Origin of the sequence: Enterobacter sp. ku-bf2 (assembly GCF_001742765.1) — a bacterium.
Classification (GTDB): Bacteria; Pseudomonadota; Gammaproteobacteria; order Enterobacterales; family Enterobacteriaceae; genus Enterobacter; species Enterobacter quasiroggenkampii.
Map to the genome: position 1 here is coordinate 192,175 of NZ_MDVW01000019.1, position 17,756 is coordinate 209,930.

A 17,756-nucleotide genomic window follows, 5' to 3' on the forward strand; every position below is an offset into this window, starting at 1 on the left:
GGGAGGGTATAATCGTCCCCTCTCCCCTTTGGGGAGAGGGTTAGGGTGAGGGGGCATTCTCGCACTATCCCAAATTATCTCCCCCCGTTAACCGTTTCAGCCTTCCTGCCTTCCTTGAGCGATGCCCGTTCTGGTGGTATTGTTTAGCGCTTTTGAAAAATTGAAACGACTTTTGAGGGGATTTTCGCAATGCGTATTATTCTGCTTGGCGCTCCGGGCGCGGGTAAAGGAACTCAGGCTCAGTTCATCATGGAGAAATACGGTATTCCGCAAATCTCCACCGGTGATATGCTGCGCGCCGCTGTTAAATCTGGCTCCGAGCTGGGTAAACAGGCGAAAGACATCATGGACGCAGGCAAGCTGGTGACCGACGAGCTGGTAATTGCTCTGGTCAAAGAGCGCATTGCTCAGGAAGACTGCCGTAACGGTTTCCTGCTGGACGGCTTCCCACGTACCATTCCTCAGGCTGACGCCATGAAAGAAGCGGGCATCAACGTGGACTACGTTCTGGAGTTCGACGTACCGGACGAGCTGATCGTTGACCGCATCGTTGGCCGTCGCGTACACGCTGCTTCTGGCCGCGTTTACCACATCAAATTCAACCCGCCTAAGGTTGAAGGCAAAGACGACGTGACCGGCGAAGAGCTGACCACCCGTAAAGACGATCAGGAAGAGACCGTGCGCAAGCGCCTGGTGGAATACCATCAGATGACCGCGCCGCTGATCGGCTACTACACCAAAGAAGCGCAGGCGGGTAACACCAAATACGCCAAAGTCGACGGCACCAAAGCCGTGGCTGACGTACGTGCAGAGCTGGAAAAAATCCTCGGCTAATTGCACTTCTCTCACCCGGGTCCTCCGGGTGAGAAATATTCTCATCTTACCTATTGCAGCAATGGGTTCCGTTTAAACGCATTTCCGCTACAATTGACAACCATTCAAATGGTTAAGAGGCGTGAATGAGTCAGGCGAAAACCGGCATCCTGCTTGCCAATCTGGGCACTCCAGAAGCACCTACATCAGACGCGGTAAAACGCTACCTGCGACAATTTTTAAGCGACACGCGCGTCGTGGATTTTCCGCGACTGCTGTGGTGGCCGCTGCTGCGTGGCGTCATTCTGCCGATTCGTTCTCCGCGCGTCGCCAAACTCTATCAGTCCGTATGGATGGAAGAGGGCTCGCCGCTGATGGTCTACAGCCGTCGCCAGGAAAAAGCGCTGGCCGCCCGCCTGCCGGAGATGCCCGTCGCGCTCGGCATGAGCTACGGCAAACCCTCTCTGGAAAGCGCGGTAGAATCCCTGCTGGCGCAGGGCGTGGACCATATCGTGGTGCTGGCGCTCTACCCGCAGTACTCCTGCTCGACGGTGGCCGCCGTCTGGGACGAACTGGCGCGCATTCTGGCGACCCGCCGCCGCATTCCGGGCGTGACCTTTATTCGCGACTACGCGGATAACGAGCTGTACATCAAGGCGCTTGCTAACAGCGCGCGCGCGTCGTTTGAAAAGCACGGTGAACCGGATCTGCTGCTGCTCTCCTATCACGGGATCCCGCAGCGTTTCGCTAACGAAGGGGATGATTACCCGCAGCGCTGTCGCGATACCACCCGCGAGCTGGTCTCCGCCCTTGGCCTGCCGCCGGAGAAGGTGATGATGACCTTCCAGTCGCGCTTCGGCCGCGAGCCGTGGCTGACGCCGTACACCGATGAAACCCTCAAAATGCTCGGCGAGAAGGGCGTGAAGCATATTCAGGTGATGTCGCCGGGCTTCTCGGCAGACTGTCTGGAAACGCTGGAGGAGATCGCGGTGCAAAACCGGGAATTTTTCCTGGAGGCTGGCGGCGAAAAGTACGAGTACATTCCAGCGCTTAACGACTCGCCTGAACATATCGACATGATGGTCTCACTGGTGACGAACAGCCGCTGATCGCACTTCGGGCCGGGTTTGTGCTACCATTCCCGGCCCATATTCTTCGTACAGTTCAGACCATGAAATTTCCCGGTAAACGTAAATCCAAACACTACTTCCCCGTCGATGCCCGCGATCCGCTCCTGCAGCAAATCCAGCCAGAAAATGAAACCAGCGCGGCGTGGGTCGTCGGTATCGATCAGACGCTGGTGGACATTGAGGCGAAAGTGGATGATGCGTTTGTCGCCCGTTACGGTCTGAGCGCCGGGCACTCGCTGGTGATTGAGGATGACGTTGCTGAAGCGCTGTACCAGGAGCTGGTGCGCGAAAACCTGATTACCCATCAGTTCGCCGGCGGTACCATCGGTAACACCATGCATAACTACTCCGTGCTGGCCGACGACCGTTCAGTACTGCTTGGCGTGATGTGCAGCAACATTGAAATCGGCGGCTACGCTTACCGCTATCTGTGCAACACCTCCAGCCGTACCGATCTGAACTATCTTCAGGGCGTCGACGGCCCGATTGGCCGCTGCTTTACGCTGATCGGCGAATCCGGCGAGCGGACCTTTGCCATCAGTCCTGGGCATATGAACAAGCTGCGCGCGGAAAGCATTCCCGAAGAGGTGATTGCGGGCGCCTCGGCGCTGGTGCTGACCTCCTACCTGGTGCGCTGCAAGCCGGGCGAGCCGATGCCTGAAGCGACCATGAAGGCGATTGAGTACGCGAAGAAGTACGACGTGCCGGTCGTTCTGACGCTGGGCACCAAATTCGTGATTGCCGATAACCCAGAGTGGTGGCAGGCGTTCCTGAAAGAGCACGTCTCGATTCTGGCGATGAACGAAGAGGAGGCCGAAGCGCTGACCGGTGAAAGCGATCCGCTGCTGGCGTCCGATAAAGCGCTGGACTGGGTGGATCTGGTGCTCTGCACCGCGGGCCCTGTCGGACTGTATATGGCCGGCTTCACGGAGGAAGAGAGCAAACGCAAAACCCAGCATCCGCTGCTGCCCGGCGCGATTGCCGAGTTTAACCAGTACGAGTTCAGCCGCGGCATGCGTTACAAGGATTGCGTGAATCCGCTGCGTATTTATTCTCACATCGCCCCCTACATGGGCGGTCCGGAGAAGATCATGAACACCAACGGCGCAGGCGACGGCGCGCTGGCCGCGCTGCTGCACGACATTACCGCCAATGCCTACCACAAAACCAACGTGCCGAATTCCAGCAAGCATAAGTTCAGCTGGCTGACCTATTCGTCGCTGGCGCAGGTGTGCAAGTACGCCAACCGCGTAAGCTATCAGGTGCTGAACCAGCACTCACCGCGCTTAACGCGTGGCCTGCCGGAACGGGAAGACAGCCTCGAAGAGGCGTATTGGGATCGGTAAATGTAAAAAGGCAACGTAAGTTGCCTTTTTTAATGTTTGTTCCCTCTCCCCGTGGGAGAGGGCCAGGGTGAGGGCATCAGGCCGCACCAAACCTACCCCGTCACCGCCTCTTCAACCGGCGGTTTCTCCAGTAGCGTCAGCATGGTGTTAGCAATCTCGCGCTCGCCCATCACCACCTTATCTGCACCGCGCTCGGTAATGTACTCCACCTCGTCGTCATAGTGCGCCCGGGCGATAATCTCAATCGTTGGGCACTTCGCGCGCGCGGAAGCCACAATCTCACCCGCTTCATAGCCGTTGGGTATGGTGAGCAGCAGCCAGCGGGCGCAGTCCAGATGCGCCAGATTCATGATCTCTTCGTTCGCCGCGTTGCCCAGCACCGCGCGAATACCGCGCTCGCGCAGCTCGTCGACGCGGGTGCGTGAGGTTTCAATCACCACCAGCGGAATACCCTGCGCCATCAGCTTCTCGCCGAGCAGGCTGCCCACGCGGCCAAAGCCGACCAGCAGGGCGTGATTGCAAATATCCACCGGGATCTGCTTCTCTTCTTCGATGGCCTCTTCGAGCGTCTGCTCTTCCAGCGTTTCGGTTTTGTCGAGGTATTTTTCCAGCAAGGCAAACAGGACCGGGTTCAGCATAATCGACAGGATCGCCCCCGCGAGCACCAGGTTTTGCCCCGCCTGCGGCAGCAGGTTCAGGGCCATGCCCAGACCGGCCAGAATAAAGGCGAACTCGCCAATCTGCGCCAGGCTGGCGGCAATGGTCAGCGCCGTCCGCGGGGAGTGACCGAACATTCGCACCAGGAAGAAGGCGGCGAGCGACTTACCAAAAATAATGATCGCCAGCGTGCCCAGCACGGCCAGCGGTTGCTGGATCAGCACCAGCGGGTCAAACAGCATCCCGACGGAGACGAAGAACAGCACGGCAAACGCATCGCGCAGCGGCAGCGTATCGTGCGCCGCACGGTGGCTCAGCTCGGATTCGTTCAGCACCATTCCGGCGAAGAACGCGCCCAGGGCAAAGGAGACATCAAACAGCTCAACGGCACCAAAGGCGATGCCCAGCGCCAGCGCCAGCACGGAGAGGGTGAACAGCTCGCGGGAGCCGGTCGCCGCGCTGCGGGACATGATCCACGGTACCAGACGGCGGCCCACCAGCATCATGATGGCGATAAACGCCACCACTTTACCGATGGTGATGCTCATATCCAGCGCCAGCGAGGCAAAGCCGACATTGTCTTTTTCCATCATTCCGGCGACGGCGGGCAGCAGCACCAGCGTCAGGACCATAACCAGATCTTCAACAATCAGCCAGCCAATCGCGATCTGCCCGCGCTGGCTGTCAATCAGCTGTCTCTCCTCAAGCGCGCGCAGCAGCACCACGGTACTGGCGGTTGAGAGACACAGCCCAAATACGATACCGGTCATTAACGACCAGCCCAGCACGGCCGAAAGCGCCATCCCAAGCAGCGTCGCCACCCCTATCTGGGCGATCGCTCCCGGTATGGCAATCGACTTTACCGCCATCAAATCCTTCAGGGAAAAGTGCAGACCGACGCCAAACATCAGCAGAATCACGCCCAATTCCGCCAGTTCAGGGGCCAGTTTGGTATCCGCAACGAAACCTGGCGTAAACGGTCCCGCCAGCACACCTGCCAGCAGATAGCCGACAAGAGGAGAAATACGCAGTTTATTGGCAATCATGCCGAGGATAAAAGCGAGCACAAGTCCACCAACAATGGTGGTGATAAGCGGTGTGGCGTGGTGCATTCCGTCTCCTTTCGTTGTGGGTGTTCCTTTTTGGTGAAAAACCAAAAAAACCGAGTAATAGTTTATGACAATTTTTACTCTTATGTTTATGAATAATTGTTGAAGTTTGAATAAAACAGCAATATGCGCGTAAAAAAGCGCATTTTGATAAATTCAGCGAGAGGAGAAAGAAGAAACCCTTATGGCATCAGGGTGTCAGGCAGCCAACGTCAAACTTTGGCTGCCCGTAATTCACGCTTTGTGGCGGTTATCAGGCAGGAATATGGTCAACATCCCAAGAAGTGGCAGGAAAGCGCAAATTTTATAAACCAGGAAGATGCTGGTGTGATCCGCAACCATCCCTAACACCGCTGCACCCAGCCCGCCCATGCCGAAGGCAAAACCGAAAAAGAGTCCGGAAACCATACCGATACGGCCAGGCAGCAGCTCCTGGGCATAGACCAGAATGGCGGAAAACGCGGAAGCGAGGATAAAACCAATAATCACGGTTAAAATTCCCGTCCATTCAAGGCTGGCGTACGGCAAAATGAGGGTAAAGGGCGCTACGCCGAGGATAGAGCCCCAAATGACATATTTACGCCCAATCTTATCCCCCACAGGCCCGCCAATGACCGTGCCGGCCGCAACGGCGAACAGGAAGGCAAACAGGTGAATCTGCGCATTTTGTACCGATAATCCGAATTTTTGCATCAGATAAAAGGTGTAATAGCTGCTGATGCTCGCCATATAGAAGTATTTCGAGAAAATCAGCACCAACAGGACGGCCACCGCCAGGATAACCTTATTGCGCGGCAGGGGATTGATAACCTTCGCTTTAGGTTTTCCTTTATTGACGCGATGCTGAGCGGCATACCAGCGGCTGATTTGGGCCAGCACGATAATCGCCAGCAGCGCGGCCAGCACAAACCACGCCACGTTGCCTTTACCGTAAGGGGCAATAATCACTGCGGCCAGCAGCGGGCCGAGAGAGCTACCAAAGTTACCGCCCACCTGGAAAAGTGACTGCGCCAGGCCGTGACGACCACCGGACGCCATCCGCGCCACGCGGGAGGACTCCGGATGGAACACGGACGAGCCGGTACCCACCAGCGCGGCGGCGATCAGCACGGCTTCAAAACTCCCGGCCATGGCGAGCAGCACCAGACCGCTTAGGGTAAAGCACATGCCGATCGGCAGCGACCACGGCATCGGGTATTTATCCGTCCAGTAGCCCACCACCGGCTGTAGCAGCGAGGAAGCCAGCTGGAAGGTCAGGGTGATCATCCCGATCTGCACGAAGGTTAACGAAAACTCGGACTGCAGCAGCGGATAAATTGCCAGAATCAACGACTGGATCATGTCGTTGAGCAGGTGTGAAAGACTGATTGCACCTAAGACTTTAAAGGAGGTGCGCGACGCCGGCGCGCCCGAAACGGGCTGGGTTGATTCACTGATTGCCATAAATACCACGTTTTGTTAGCAGAAGTGCAGGGAGTAATTATTATCCGACTAACATACCCGCCTGCGACATTTGAAGAAAGTCGCAATTATGAAAACTTATTTGTCTATTCTTATTAGTCACTGTAATTTCTGCCTTTGTCTATTGGTCAGGGAGAGAGAAGATGAAGTTAATGAAGCGGGGCGTCGCGCTGGCGCTCATCGCGGCGTGGGGGCTGGTAAGCCTGCCTGCGCAGGCGTATGAAAAAGACAAAACCTATAAAATTACCATTCTGCATACCAACGACCACCACGGTCATTTCTGGCGCAGTGAATACGGCGAATATGGCCTCTCGGCACAAAAAACGCTGGTGGACGGCATTCGTAAAGAGGTCGCAGCTCAGGGCGGCAGCGTGCTGCTGCTCTCAGGCGGCGATATCAACACCGGCGTGCCGGAATCCGATTTGCAGGACGCCGAACCCGACTTTCGCGGCATGAATCTGATTGGCTACGACGCGATGGCCGTCGGTAACCATGAATTTGATAATCCGCTGACCGTACTCCGTCAGCAGGAAAAATGGGCCAAATTCCCGTTCCTCTCCGCCAATATTTACCAGAAAAGTACCGGCGAGCGCCTGTTTAAGCCGTGGGCGCTGTTTAAACGTCAGGATCTGAAGATCGCGGTCATCGGCTTAACCACCGACGATACGGCGAAAATTGGCAACCCTGAGTTCTTCACCGATATCGAATTCCGCAAACCGGCAGACGAAGCGAAGCTGGTGATTCAGGAGCTGCAGCAAAACGAAAAGCCGGACGTCATTATCGCCACCACGCACATGGGGCACTACGACAACGGTGAGCACGGCTCTAACGCGCCCGGTGACGTGGAGATGGCGCGCAGCCTGCCTGAGGGGTCTCTGGCGATGATTGTGGGTGGTCACTCACAGGATCCGGTGTGCATGGCATCCGAGAACAAAAAGCAGGTGGACTACGTCCCGGGCACGCCGTGTGCGCCAGACCGTCAAAACGGTATCTGGATTGTGCAGGCGCACGAGTGGGGCAAATACGTGGGGCGGGCAGACTTTGAGTTCCGTAACGGCGAGATGAAGCTGGTCCACTACCAACTCATTCCGGTCAACCTGAAGAAGAAAGTCACTTACCCGGACGGGAAAAGCGAGCGCGTACTTTACACCCCAGAGATTCCAGAAAACCAGCAGATGCTCTCCCTGCTGACGCCGTTCCAGAACAAAGGCAAGGCGCAGCTGGATGTGAAAATCGGAACGCTGAACGGTCGTCTGGAGGGGGACCGCAGTAAAGTTCGCTTCGTGCAGACCAACATGGGCCACCTGGTGCTCGCGGCGCAAATGGCGCGCACCGGGGCTGACTTTGGCGTGATGAGCGGCGGTGGCATTCGTGATTCCATCGAAGGTGGAAACATCACCTATAAAGACGTTCTGAAGGTGCAGCCGTTCGGTAACGTGGTGGTTTATGCCGACATGAGCGGGAAGGAGGTTGTTGAGTACCTGACCGCCGTGGCGCAGATGAAGCCGGATTCCGGGGCCTATCCGCAGTTTGCCAACGTGAGCTTCGTAGCGAAAGACGGCAAGCTTAACGACCTGAAGATCAAAGGCGAACCGGTTGACCCGGCGAAAACCTACCGTCTGGCGACGTTAAGCTTTAACGCCACCGGCGGCGACGGCTATCCGCATATTGATAATAAACCGGGATACGTGAACACCGGCTTTATCGACGCGGAAGTGCTGAAGCAGTATATCGAGCAGAATTCGCCGATTGACGTGAATGCGTATGAGCCGAAAGGTGAGGTGAGCTGGCAGTAGTGCGGTTGTGTTGCCCGGTGGCGCTGCGCTTACCGGGCCTACGGGTGCAAAATGTAGGCCGGGTAAGGCGTAGCCGCCACCCGGCTTTTTTTACTCCCGGCGGGCAATATCCGCAAACTTCGCGTCCAGCATTTTTGCCAGATCGCCCGCGGCCAGCTCAATGTCCAGCCCGCGTTTGCCGCCGGAGATAAAGATGGTGTCAAATTCCTGCGAAGGGGCATCGATCAGCGTCGGTAGGCGTTTTTTCTGCCCGAGTGGACTGATGCCGCCCACCAGGTAGCCCGTGGTGCGCTGCGCCACCATCGGATCCGCCATATCCACCTTCTTCGCCCCCAGCGCTTTGGCGACTTTCTTAAGGTCCAGCTGTCCTGCCACGGGCGTCACCGCCACGGCGAGGTGCTTCATATCGCCGTTCACCGCCACCAGCAGCGTTTTATAAACCTGGTCCGCGTTCAGCCCCAGCTTGCGCACCACTTCATCACCAAAGTTGGTTTCATTCGGATCGTGATCGTAGGTGTGGATCCGGAAAGAAATGTTGTTTTTTTCGAGTAATTTAACGGCGGGAGTCATAGCTATCCTTCTTACGACAGACAAATCATGCCAACAGCATACGCCTGACGTTTGTCTAAAAAATAGCACCATCTTGCGCAATAGTGTTGGCAGTGATGGTCACTTTGAGCGACAATCGGCTCAACCGAAGGTCTCCTTCGGCATAATAAAAACGATGAAATTCCTCTTTGACGGGCCAATAGAAATATTGGCCATTTTTTTATTTCAGCAACGACGGCAAGTTCCCTTCTCCGTACAAATGTAACGCCCCGACCGCCACCACGTAACGCCCCGCAGGTAAGGCATGCAGTGTCTGCCGCCAGGCTTTATTGCGCGCATTCATCAGCACATCATACAGCGATTCGCTGAACGTCGACGGTAACGCCAGCCTGCCGTCCGCGGGCGGCGCATCCAGCCACCAGCCAATCATGGTTTGCAGCAGGCGCGCGTTGGTATGCCAGTGGGTCAGCGTATCATCCAGCAGCATCAGACCGTCGTCGGGAAGCTGTCGCAGGAGCGCAATCTGGCTGTCCGTTCCTTCCAGCTCGATGATGGGCAGGCTGCGCGCCCTTGCCACGTTCAGCAGCTGGTAATCAATGCCGTAATCACCCCGCAGCCCCAGACGCTGCGCCTGCGTAGCCTGCAATACCATCGCGATTTGCCACAGCGGCAGGGTGTCAATCATGGAGAGCGAGACGCCGGTTTCCTCGGCGACGCGCGTCAGTTCCGCAAGCTGGGTTTCATCCAGGCGCTCCGCCAGGGTGAGATCGCTCTCGAGCCCGGCAAACGGTGACTCCTGACCCGAAATGTCCGCCTCAACGACCAGCGCATCGGCGTGTTTCAGCAGTTTAATCAGGCCGGGAGGCAGGGGAGACATATCCTGCGTGCCCATATGGATGCTGCCGACCAGGTGCAGGTGTTGCCCGCCGGGAAGCGAAATATCCAGACCGGGCCAGGCGTAACGGCGAGGGAAAAGGGCGCGAAACGATGTTTTTATACGATGAAACAGACCCATACGCGCTCCATAAACGGAAAGGTTCATGCTAGCGCGTACGGGTACAAGGTTCAATCCTTCGGTTTAAACCGCAACAGCCGGTTGGCGTTGCTGACCACGGTGATGGAGGAGAGCGCCATCGCCGCACCCGCGACGACCGGATTAAGCAGCGTGCCGGTCAGCGGCCACAAAATGCCGGCAGCAATCGGGATACCGAGCGAGTTGTAGATAAACGCCCCCAGCAGGTTCTGCTTCATGTTGCGCAGCGTGGCTTTCGAAATGGCCAGCGCATCGGCCACGCCCATCAGGCTGTGGCGCATCAGCGTGATGGCCGCGGTTTCGATGGCTACGTCGCTGCCGCCGCCCATTGCGATCCCCACATCCGCCTGGGCCAGCGCCGGGGCATCGTTGATGCCGTCGCCGACCATTGCCACCTGACGGCCCTGGCGTTGCAGGTTTTTAATGGCGTCCGCTTTGCCATCCGGCAGTACGCCCGCAATCACCTCATCAATACCGGCTTCTTTCGCGATGGCGTTGGCGGTGGTCGGGTTATCCCCGGTCAACATCACCAGACGATATCCCGCATGGTGCAGGCGCTGTAAGGCATCCACGCTGTCCTGGCGAAGCGGATCGCGCACGGCCAGCAGCGCGGCGGCTTTGCCATCCACCGCCAGCAGAACCGGGGTGGCGCCCTGTGACGCCTGCGCCTTGAGCTCACTGTCCAGCGCGGCGGTATCAATGCCGTTTTCATTGAGCAATGCCTGGTTGCCCAGCAGCAGCGCGTGGCCTTCTGCTTCACCGCTCACGCCGAGCCCGCGCAGGGTGCGGAACTGATTCACCTGCGGCAGGGCAGACGCATTGGCTTTATCAATAATGGCGCGCGCCAGCGGATGGCTGGAGCCTTGCTCCAGCGCGGCGGCGAGACGCAGTGCATCCTCTTCCGAAATGCCCACTGTGTGGACGGCGACCACCTGCGGTTTACCTTCCGTCAGCGTGCCGGTTTTATCAAACACCAGCGTGTCCAGGGTGCTGGCCCGCTGCAGCGCGTCCGCGTCCCGCACCAGCACGCCAAATTCGGCCGCGCGGCCTACGCCGGAGATAATCGACATTGGCGTCGCCAGACCAAGGGCGCAAGGGCAGGCGATGATCAGCACCGTGGTGGCGATCACCAGGGTATACACAATCTGCGGCGCCGGGCCGAAGAAGTACCAGATCGCCGCACTCAGCAGGGCAATGCCGACCACCACCGGCACAAAAATGGCCGAGATTTTATCAGCAAGCTGGCCAATTTCTGGTTTACTGCTCTGCGCCTGGCGCACCATGCGAATAATACGCGACAGCGTCGTGTGGCTGCCGACGGCGCTGGCGGTGAACAGCACGCTGCCGTCCTGCACGACCGTACCGGCATGCACGGCGTCGCCGTCTGATTTCTGCTGAGGGATAGGCTCCCCGGTCAGCATCGCTTCATCCAGCCAGGCTTCGCCCTGGGTTATCTTACCGTCAACGGGAACGCGATCGCCCGTCGTCAGGCGCAGCGTCATGCCGGGCTGAACTTCCGCCAGCGGGACGCTTTTCTCCCCTTCGTCCGTGACCACGCGGGCCGTCGGTGGGGTTAAATCGAGCAATCTTTCCAGCGCTTTCGAGGAGCGCTGGCGGGCGCGGGCTTCCAGCATATGGCCTAAGTTAATCAGGCCGATAATCATCGCGCTCGCTTCGTAATAGAGATGCCGCGCTTCCATCGGGAACCACTGGGGCCAGACGTTCACGCTCATCGAATAGAGCCACGCCGCGCCGGTCCCGAGGGCGACCAGGGTATCCATCGTCGCGGTACGATTTTTCAGGCTCTTCCAGGCGCTGGTATAGAAATGTCCGCCTGCCAACACCATCACCGCAAGGGTAATCAAACCAATCACCAGCCACAGCGTGCGGTTGTCGTCGGTGACCATCATGTTGTCGCCGAGCATGCCCCACACCATCACCGGAATACCGACCAGCAGGGCGACGATGGCCTGCCAGCGGAAGCGCTTCATGGTGGCGATAGCCGTTTCCTGCTGGCGCTCGCGGCGTTCGGCATCATCTTCGATGGCCTCCGCGCCGTAGCCCGCTTTTTCAACGGCCTGCACTAATTCTGCGGCGGAGGCGCTGCCCATCACCAGCGCAGTGCGCTCCGCAAGATTCACCCGTGCCTGCGCGACGCCCGGTACCGCCTGCAGGGCGTTTTGTACCCGGGAGACGCAGCTGGCGCAGCTCATGCCGTTGATCAGCAGCTGTTGGCTGTCATCAATATCATCCGCTGCCGGAAGCTCAGGAGTGGCCGCTGTCAGTGCTTCCGACGGGGATGATGACTCTGCCAGCGGTTTAGCCTTTGGGTGGCTTAACTCCGCCCCGTAACCGGCCTGCTTGATGGTATCGATCAGCGCATCCGCGCTGGCGCTGCCGGTCACAGCGGCATGATCGATAGTCACATCAGCGCTTTCCACATCAGGGCGCTGTTCCAGGCTTTCTTTAACGCGTTTGACGCAGTGGCCGCAGGAGAGGCCGTCCAGCGTCAGGTCAATAGTGTGAGACATAACAAAACTCCCGTATAATATTTTGGTCAGTTGTTGACCGGAGTAACGCTTTTCACTAACTGTTATGAAGGTTAAACCTTCCATCAAGGGGAAGGTCAAGGGGGAAATGTGAATATCAGTGATGTGGCAAAAAAAACCGGCTTAACCAGCAAAGCGATTCGCTTTTATGAAGAGAAGGGACTGGTGACGCCGCCGCTGCGCAGTGAAAACGGCTACCGTAGCTACACGCAGCTGCATCTGGATGAACTGACGCTGCTGCGCCAGGCCAGACAGGTCGGTTTTAATCTGGAAGAGTGCGGCGAGCTGGTTAACCTGTTCAACGATCCAAAGCGTCACAGCGCCGACGTGAAAAAACGCACGCTGGAAAAGGTGGCCGAAATTGAACGCCACATCGTCGAGCTACAGGCGATGCGCGAACAGCTGCTGCAGCTCGCGGCGTCCTGTCCGGGGGATGACAGCGCCGACTGCCCGATCATCGATAATCTTGCCGGCTGCTGCCACCGCAAAACCCACGCTTAGCAGGCTTTTACCCGCAGGGTAATGCCCTCCACCGCGATGACCTCCACCCGCGTGCCGGCGCTGAGGTCATCGTCGGCCACCACCGGCCACGAACTGTCACCTACCCGCATGTGCCCACGTCCGTTCACCAGCGTGCTGTCGAGCGTAAAACGCTTGCCGACAATCTGCTGTCCGCGCTGGTTAAGGTGGGCGTCCACCGGTTTCTGCTCGTTAACCCGCCGGTTGAGCCAGCGCCACCACAGCCAGGCGGCCACCAGCGTCAGCACGGCAAACAGCGCGCCCTGCCACGCCCACTCCAGGGGAAGGATCCAGACCAGAAGACCGGTAATGACGGCAGCAACACCGCTCCAGAGCAGGTAGCCGTTGCCGCCCAGCATCTCCGCCGCCAGCAATAAGCCGCCGAGGCTTAGCCAGAAGGCATGAGGATGTGCAACGATCAGCTCAATCATTTTTTACGCTCGTTTCCGCTGTCCTTGATCAGTTCGGCTATGCCCGCGATAGAGCCCATCAGGCTGCTGGCATCCAGCGGCATCATCACCACTTTGCTGTTGTTCGCCGACCCAATCTCTTTCAGCGCGTCGGTATATTTTTGCGCGACAAAGTAGTTCACGGCCTGAATATCGCCGGCGGCAATCGCCTCGGACACCATCTGGGTCGCGCGGGCTTCCGCTTCGGCGGAACGCTCACGCGCTTCCGCCTGCAAGAACGCGGACTGACGGTCGCCTTCCGCTTTCAGGATCTGCGACTGTTTTTCCCCTTCCGCTTTGAGGATCTCCGCCTGGCGCACCCCTTCGGCTTCCAGAATATAGGCGCGCTTGGTTCGCTCGGCTTTCATCTGGGCGTTCATGGAGGCGATCAGCTCCGCCGGCGGGCGCACGTCGCGGATCTCGATGCGGGTAACTTTGATTCCCCACGGGTTCGTTGCCTCGTCGACAATGTGCAGCAGGCGGGTGTTAATGCTGTCGCGCTGGGAAAGCATCTCGTCCAGCTCCATCGAGCCGAGCACGGTACGGATGTTGGTCATCGTCAGGTTGACGATCGCCAGCTCCAGGTTGCTGACCTCATAGGCCGCTTTCGGCGCGTCAATCACCTGAATAAAGCAGACGGCGTCGATGGTGACGTTGGCGTTATCCTTGGAGATCACTTCCTGGGACGGAATGTCCAGAACCTGCTCCATCATGTTGATCTTGCGACCAATTCTGTCCATGAACGGAACAATCAGGCTTAAGCCTGGCTGGAGTGTGTTGGTGTATCGGCCGAAACGCTCGACGGTCCACTGATAACCCTGAGGGACAATTTTGACGCCGGCGCCTACGATAACCAGCGCAACGAAAATAAGGACGGGAACAACGATAAGCATAAAAACCTCCTGTTTTGCATGCTGTGGCGAGTGAAAGTGTGTGTTTATTGCTCGTAAGTATAGGTAAAGTCAGAGATGAATCCATCACCCGCTTCAGCAATGGCTTTCGATAATCCCTGGTAGTAATTCTCCAGCCCCAGCGCTTCGATACGCTGGATCTGTTCGCGAATGGGGGCGCAGAACAGAACGGCATTCCCCGCTTCAACGCGTTTGTTATTCGGTGGAAGGTCGCCCGCGATGGCTTTAAACCAGGTTCTGATGCCCTGCTTTAAATTATGCGGCGCTTTTGCCAGGTTATCCATGCCCGTCAGGATCTGCAGAGTCGGGAACTCATCGGCCAGCACGGCGGTTTTCATGCGTGCAAAGAACTGGCTGAACAGCTCGAACGAGCCCAGATCGGTGACGCGGGGCTTGGTGGTTTTACCGTTTTTATTGCCGATTTTACCTGCCGCTGACGCCGCTGCCGGAACCGCGTTCACCTTTTCCAGCTCCAGTCCGAATAGCAAATTGCAGTGCGCGCGGCGCGCTTTCAGCGGGTAGGACATCAGGACGTCAATGAACTGTGTGGCTTTCACATCCGCAAGATTGTGGTTGATAAGCCACTGGGTGCGTGAAAATTCCGCCGGAGAGACGAACCAGTCCGGCACCTCATTGAAGCGTTTTGATTTGCCTTCACCGTCAAATTCAAGGAAGTGTGTTCCGTTGTCGAAGGCGAAATAGCAATTTTTGAAGCTGCCGATCGTGGTGTTCACGATGAGCGCCTTCTTAACAAAGTCCACCACCTCTGCACCTATCACAAAACGCGTCAGCTCCGACGATTTGATGACTTCCATTAATGTTTCGACATCAGGAACACCAGGCTTCAGGGAGGGAAACTCATAAAAGATATGTGCCATGTCACATACTTCCTGTAGTGATGGAGGTGACAATTCGCAAACAAAAAGTTTAACACTTGCTTCAGCGTGAGGCTATTCGCGCTGTGCGGGCGAAAGGATTATGCTACAGGCGGTTATTACACGAAGCGGTCAACGGAAGCGCGATGAACGATAAAAGAAACGTATTACTGCTCAGGGATGTCGGATTTCGAGTCGGGGAAAACACGATCCTGCAGCACGTCGGGTTTAGCCTGTCGCCGGGCGAGTTTAAATTAATCACGGGTCCCTCAGGCTGTGGTAAAAGCACGCTGCTGAAGATTGTGGCGTCACTCCTCAGCCCGACGGAGGGCGCCATTCTGTTTGAAGGCGAGGATATCGCCTCGCTTTCTCCGGAAAGCTATCGCCAGCAGGTCTCGTACTGCGTGCAAACGCCCGTGCTTTTTGGCGATACGGTCTATGACAACCTGATTTTCCCGTGGCAAATCCGCAATAAAACGCCGGAGCCGGAAAAGTTTATCCAGGATCTGGCCCGCTTTGGCCTGGCGCAGGAGACGCTGAGCAAATCCATCAACGCGCTGTCGGGCGGCGAAAAGCAGCGGGTCTCGCTGATCCGCAACCTGCAGTTTTTACCGAAGGTGTTGTTGCTGGATGAAATCACCAGCGCGCTCGATGACGTCAACAAGCGCAACGTTAACGAGATTATTCATCGTTACGCCCGGGAGCAGAACATTGCCGTGCTGTGGGTGACGCACGACGCTAACGAAATAACCCATGCGGATGACGTTATTACGCTCCAGCCGCACGGCGGGAAAATGCAGGAGGCAAACCGTGGGTGAACACAACATTACCAACGAATCGCTGGCCTTTTCGATGGTGCTGGTGCTGATTGCGATTGTGGTCAGCTACCGCGAAAAGCTGGGGCTGGAAAAAGATATCGTATGGAGTATCTGCCGCGCGGTGATTCAGCTCATCATCGTCGGCTATGTGCTGAAGTATATCTTCAACGTTAACCACGCGGTGCTGACGCTGCTGATGGTGCTCTTTATCTGCTTTAACGCGGCGTGGAATGCGCAAAAGCGCAGTAAATACATCGATAAGGCGTTTGTTTCATCGTTTATCGCGATTACCACCGGAACGGCGCTCACGCTGGCGGTGCTGGTACTTTCCGGCTCGATTGAGTTTACGCCGATGCAGGTTATCCCTATTTCCGGGATGATTGCGGGGAACGCGATGGTGGCCGTTGGGCTCTGTTATAACAACCTCGGCCAGCGTTTCAGTAGCGAACAGCAGCAGCTGCAGGAGAAACTAAGCCTGGGGGCAACGCCAAAAGTGGCCTCGGCGCGGCTGATTCGCGAGAGCATTCGCTCATCGCTGATCCCTACGGTAGATTCCGCCAAAACGGTGGGGCTGGTGAGCCTGCCGGGCATGATGTCGGGGCTGATTTTTGCCGGTATCGATCCGGTAAAAGCGATTAAGTATCAGATCATGGTGACGTTTATGCTGCTTTCCACGGCAAGCCTGTCCACCATCATTGCCTGCTACCTGACCTATCGGAAGTTCTACAACGCGCGTCACCAGCTGGTGGTGACGCAGTTGAAAAAGGTGCGGTGATTGTGCCGGGCGGCACTGCGTTTGCCCGGCCTACGATTCGTTCTTTTGTAGGCCCGGTAAGGCGAAGCCGTCACCGGGCAAAGTGCATCAATACAACAACGCGTAAAGCTGACGACGATACTTCGACGCCAGCGCGTCTCCGGTGCCCAGCGCGGCCAGGATCTCCTGGAACATCTTGCGCGCCTGACCGTCTGCGGCGGCTAAATCTTTTTGCAGATGGCTGAACAGCAGCTCAAGCGCCTCTTCGTTACGCCCCACCTGATGCAGTTGCAGCGCCAGCTGGCTTGCCAGCGCGGCGTCCGCCGGGTTGTCGGCAACCTGCTGCTGCAGCTGCTGAATTTCCGGGGTATCTGCCGCCTGCTTAAGCAGCTCAATTTGTGCAACCAGCCCCTGATAGCGAGTGTCCTGATCCTGCAGCGGAACCGTCTTGAGTACGGCTTCTGCGTCTTCTGAGCGGTGCAGGGCGATCTGCGTTTCCGCCAGCAGCAGGCCAATCTGGCTGTTCTGTTTTGACAGCTGCCATGCGTCTTTGAGCAGCGGCAGCGCCTCGTCGTATTTGCCTTCCTGCATCAGCGCCATGCCTTCCTGCGCTTTCAGCTCTTCTTCGCGCGGCAGCACCTTATCCAGCAGGGCGCGGATAGCGTCTTCCGGCTGTGGTCCCTGGAAGCCATCAACAGGCTGGCCGTTCTGGAACAGATAGACGGTAGGAATGGCGCGCAGACCAAACTGAGACGCGACCATCGGCTCGGCGTCACAATCCAGCTTCGCGAGAATGAACTGACCGTTGTACTGGGCGGCAAGGCTTTCCAGCACCGGCGTCAGCTGCAGACAGTGTTGGCTACGTTCAGACCAGAAGTAGAACAGGACCGGTTTGGTCATCGACTGTTCAAGCGTCTGTTGCAGGTTAGCTTCTGTGATATTGACGATATTCTGTACGGACATGCGGCTTTCTCTTTTGTCGGTTTG

Annotated in this window: 16 protein-coding genes; 7 read left to right on the plus strand and 9 right to left on the minus strand. The window is 57.3% G+C overall.

The features are described 5' to 3' along the window. Positions 1–189 precede the first annotated feature (189 nt). The 3 genes from adk to BFG58_RS18225 all read left to right on the plus strand — a co-directional run bounded on the left by adk (position 190) and on the right by BFG58_RS18225 (position 3,289). Positions 190–834, plus strand: a complete 645-nt coding sequence (gene adk / locus BFG58_RS18215; protein ID WP_006809841.1) for an adenylate kinase — start codon at positions 190–192, stop codon at positions 832–834. Between the two features lie 125 nt (positions 835–959). Beyond that, complete coding sequence (gene hemH / locus BFG58_RS18220; RefSeq protein ID WP_045909746.1) at positions 960–1,922, plus strand: ferrochelatase; 963 nt, start codon at positions 960–962, stop codon at positions 1,920–1,922. A gap of 62 nt (positions 1,923–1,984) precedes the next feature. Then, entirely contained in the window at positions 1,985–3,289 is a 1,305-nt protein-coding gene (locus BFG58_RS18225) for an inosine/guanosine kinase (protein ID WP_047716279.1), read from the plus strand. Positions 3,290–3,381: 92 nt separating this feature from the next. Here BFG58_RS18225 and ybaL read toward each other — a convergent pair whose 3' ends face one another. Together ybaL and BFG58_RS18235 are read right to left on the minus strand one after the other, a co-directional pair. After that, positions 3,382–5,058, minus strand: a complete 1,677-nt coding sequence (gene ybaL, locus BFG58_RS18230) for a YbaL family putative K(+) efflux transporter (protein ID WP_045909744.1) — start codon at positions 5,056–5,058, stop codon at positions 3,382–3,384. A 231-nt stretch (positions 5,059–5,289) separates the two neighbouring features. Continuing rightward, the gene (locus BFG58_RS18235) at positions 5,290–6,498 is read right to left on the minus strand and encodes an MFS transporter (protein ID WP_048030121.1); all 1,209 of its coding nucleotides are present in this window, start codon (positions 6,496–6,498) and stop codon (positions 5,290–5,292) included. A gap of 161 nt (positions 6,499–6,659) precedes the next feature. On the opposite strand from BFG58_RS18235, the gene ushA reads away from it, so the two are divergent. Then, complete coding sequence (gene ushA, locus BFG58_RS18240; protein WP_069720249.1) at positions 6,660–8,312, plus strand: bifunctional UDP-sugar hydrolase/5'-nucleotidase UshA; 1,653 nt, start codon at positions 6,660–6,662, stop codon at positions 8,310–8,312. 90 nt (positions 8,313–8,402) lie between these two features. Here ushA and ybaK read toward each other — a convergent pair whose 3' ends face one another. The 3 genes from ybaK to copA all read right to left on the minus strand — a co-directional run bounded on the left by ybaK (position 8,403) and on the right by copA (position 12,425). Beyond that, on the minus strand, positions 8,403–8,882 hold the full coding sequence (gene ybaK, locus BFG58_RS18245; RefSeq protein ID WP_045909742.1) for a Cys-tRNA(Pro)/Cys-tRNA(Cys) deacylase YbaK: 480 nt from the start codon (positions 8,880–8,882) through the stop codon (positions 8,403–8,405). Positions 8,883–9,081: 199 nt separating this feature from the next. Beyond that, positions 9,082–9,876, minus strand: coding sequence for a TraB/GumN family protein (locus BFG58_RS18250; RefSeq protein WP_063621001.1), 795 nt, complete (start codon positions 9,874–9,876; stop codon positions 9,082–9,084). Positions 9,877–9,926: 50 nt separating this feature from the next. Next, positions 9,927–12,425 (minus strand): copper-exporting P-type ATPase CopA, encoded by a 2,499-nt coding sequence (gene copA / locus BFG58_RS18255; RefSeq protein WP_069720250.1) that lies wholly within the window; start codon positions 12,423–12,425, stop codon positions 9,927–9,929. A 108-nt stretch (positions 12,426–12,533) separates the two neighbouring features. On the opposite strand from copA, the gene cueR reads away from it, so the two are divergent. Then, positions 12,534–12,944: a Cu(I)-responsive transcriptional regulator gene (cueR, locus tag BFG58_RS18260; RefSeq protein WP_045909739.1), complete on the plus strand. Its 411-nt coding sequence runs from the start codon at positions 12,534–12,536 to the stop codon at positions 12,942–12,944. On the opposite strand, the gene BFG58_RS18265 is transcribed toward cueR, so the two are convergent. Genes BFG58_RS18265 through BFG58_RS18275 form a run of 3 tightly spaced genes read right to left on the minus strand, consistent with a single transcriptional unit; the run spans position 12,941 to position 15,200 of the window. Beyond that, complete coding sequence (locus BFG58_RS18265; RefSeq protein ID WP_048225940.1) at positions 12,941–13,393, minus strand: NfeD family protein; 453 nt, start codon at positions 13,391–13,393, stop codon at positions 12,941–12,943. The two genes, cueR and BFG58_RS18265, sit on opposite strands and share 4 nt — an antisense overlap. After that, the gene (locus BFG58_RS18270) at positions 13,390–14,304 is read right to left on the minus strand and encodes an SPFH domain-containing protein (protein ID WP_008499312.1); all 915 of its coding nucleotides are present in this window, start codon (positions 14,302–14,304) and stop codon (positions 13,390–13,392) included. Before BFG58_RS18270 ends, BFG58_RS18265 begins: the two co-directional genes overlap by 4 nt. 44 nt (positions 14,305–14,348) lie before the next feature. Beyond that, positions 14,349–15,200: a hypothetical protein gene (locus BFG58_RS18275; protein WP_045909737.1), complete on the minus strand. Its 852-nt coding sequence runs from the start codon at positions 15,198–15,200 to the stop codon at positions 14,349–14,351. 143 nt (positions 15,201–15,343) lie between these two features. Here BFG58_RS18275 and fetA point away from each other — a divergent pair, with 143 nt between their 5' ends. Next, entirely contained in the window at positions 15,344–16,015 is a 672-nt protein-coding gene (fetA, locus tag BFG58_RS18280) for an iron ABC transporter ATP-binding protein FetA (protein ID WP_048030129.1), read from the plus strand. After that, entirely contained in the window at positions 16,008–16,790 is a 783-nt protein-coding gene (gene fetB, locus BFG58_RS18285) for an iron export ABC transporter permease subunit FetB (protein ID WP_023617520.1), read from the plus strand. Before fetA ends, fetB begins: the two co-directional genes overlap by 8 nt. Before the next feature lie 87 nt (positions 16,791–16,877). Here fetB and BFG58_RS18290 read toward each other — a convergent pair whose 3' ends face one another. After that, positions 16,878–17,732, minus strand: coding sequence for a co-chaperone YbbN (locus BFG58_RS18290; RefSeq protein ID WP_069720251.1), 855 nt, complete (start codon positions 17,730–17,732; stop codon positions 16,878–16,880). Positions 17,733–17,756: the final 24 nt, after the last annotated feature.

Excerpts from the sequence above, each read along its gene's own strand:
- ybaK (WP_045909742.1), bottom strand. The coding sequence starts at position 8,882 with ATGACTCCCGCCGTTAAATTACTCGAAAAAAACAACATTTCTTTCCGG.
- BFG58_RS18225 (WP_047716279.1), top strand. The coding sequence starts at position 1,985 with ATGAAATTTCCCGGTAAACGTAAATCCAAACACTACTTCCCCGTCGAT.
- adk (WP_006809841.1), top strand. The coding sequence starts at position 190 with ATGCGTATTATTCTGCTTGGCGCTCCGGGCGCGGGTAAAGGAACTCAG.
- ybaL (WP_045909744.1), bottom strand. The coding sequence starts at position 5,058 with ATGCACCACGCCACACCGCTTATCACCACCATTGTTGGTGGACTTGTG.
- hemH (WP_045909746.1), top strand. The coding sequence starts at position 960 with ATGAGTCAGGCGAAAACCGGCATCCTGCTTGCCAATCTGGGCACTCCA.
- ushA (WP_069720249.1), top strand. The coding sequence starts at position 6,660 with ATGAAGTTAATGAAGCGGGGCGTCGCGCTGGCGCTCATCGCGGCGTGG.
- fetA (WP_048030129.1), top strand. The coding sequence starts at position 15,344 with ATGAACGATAAAAGAAACGTATTACTGCTCAGGGATGTCGGATTTCGA.
- BFG58_RS18265 (WP_048225940.1), bottom strand. The coding sequence starts at position 13,393 with ATGATTGAGCTGATCGTTGCACATCCTCATGCCTTCTGGCTAAGCCTC.
- BFG58_RS18275 (WP_045909737.1), bottom strand. The coding sequence starts at position 15,200 with ATGGCACATATCTTTTATGAGTTTCCCTCCCTGAAGCCTGGTGTTCCT.
- BFG58_RS18290 (WP_069720251.1), bottom strand. The coding sequence starts at position 17,732 with ATGTCCGTACAGAATATCGTCAATATCACAGAAGCTAACCTGCAACAG.
- BFG58_RS18250 (WP_063621001.1), bottom strand. The coding sequence starts at position 9,876 with ATGGGTCTGTTTCATCGTATAAAAACATCGTTTCGCGCCCTTTTCCCT.
- copA (WP_069720250.1), bottom strand. The coding sequence starts at position 12,425 with ATGTCTCACACTATTGACCTGACGCTGGACGGCCTCTCCTGCGGCCAC.
- BFG58_RS18270 (WP_008499312.1), bottom strand. The coding sequence starts at position 14,304 with ATGCTTATCGTTGTTCCCGTCCTTATTTTCGTTGCGCTGGTTATCGTA.
- BFG58_RS18235 (WP_048030121.1), bottom strand. The coding sequence starts at position 6,498 with ATGGCAATCAGTGAATCAACCCAGCCCGTTTCGGGCGCGCCGGCGTCG.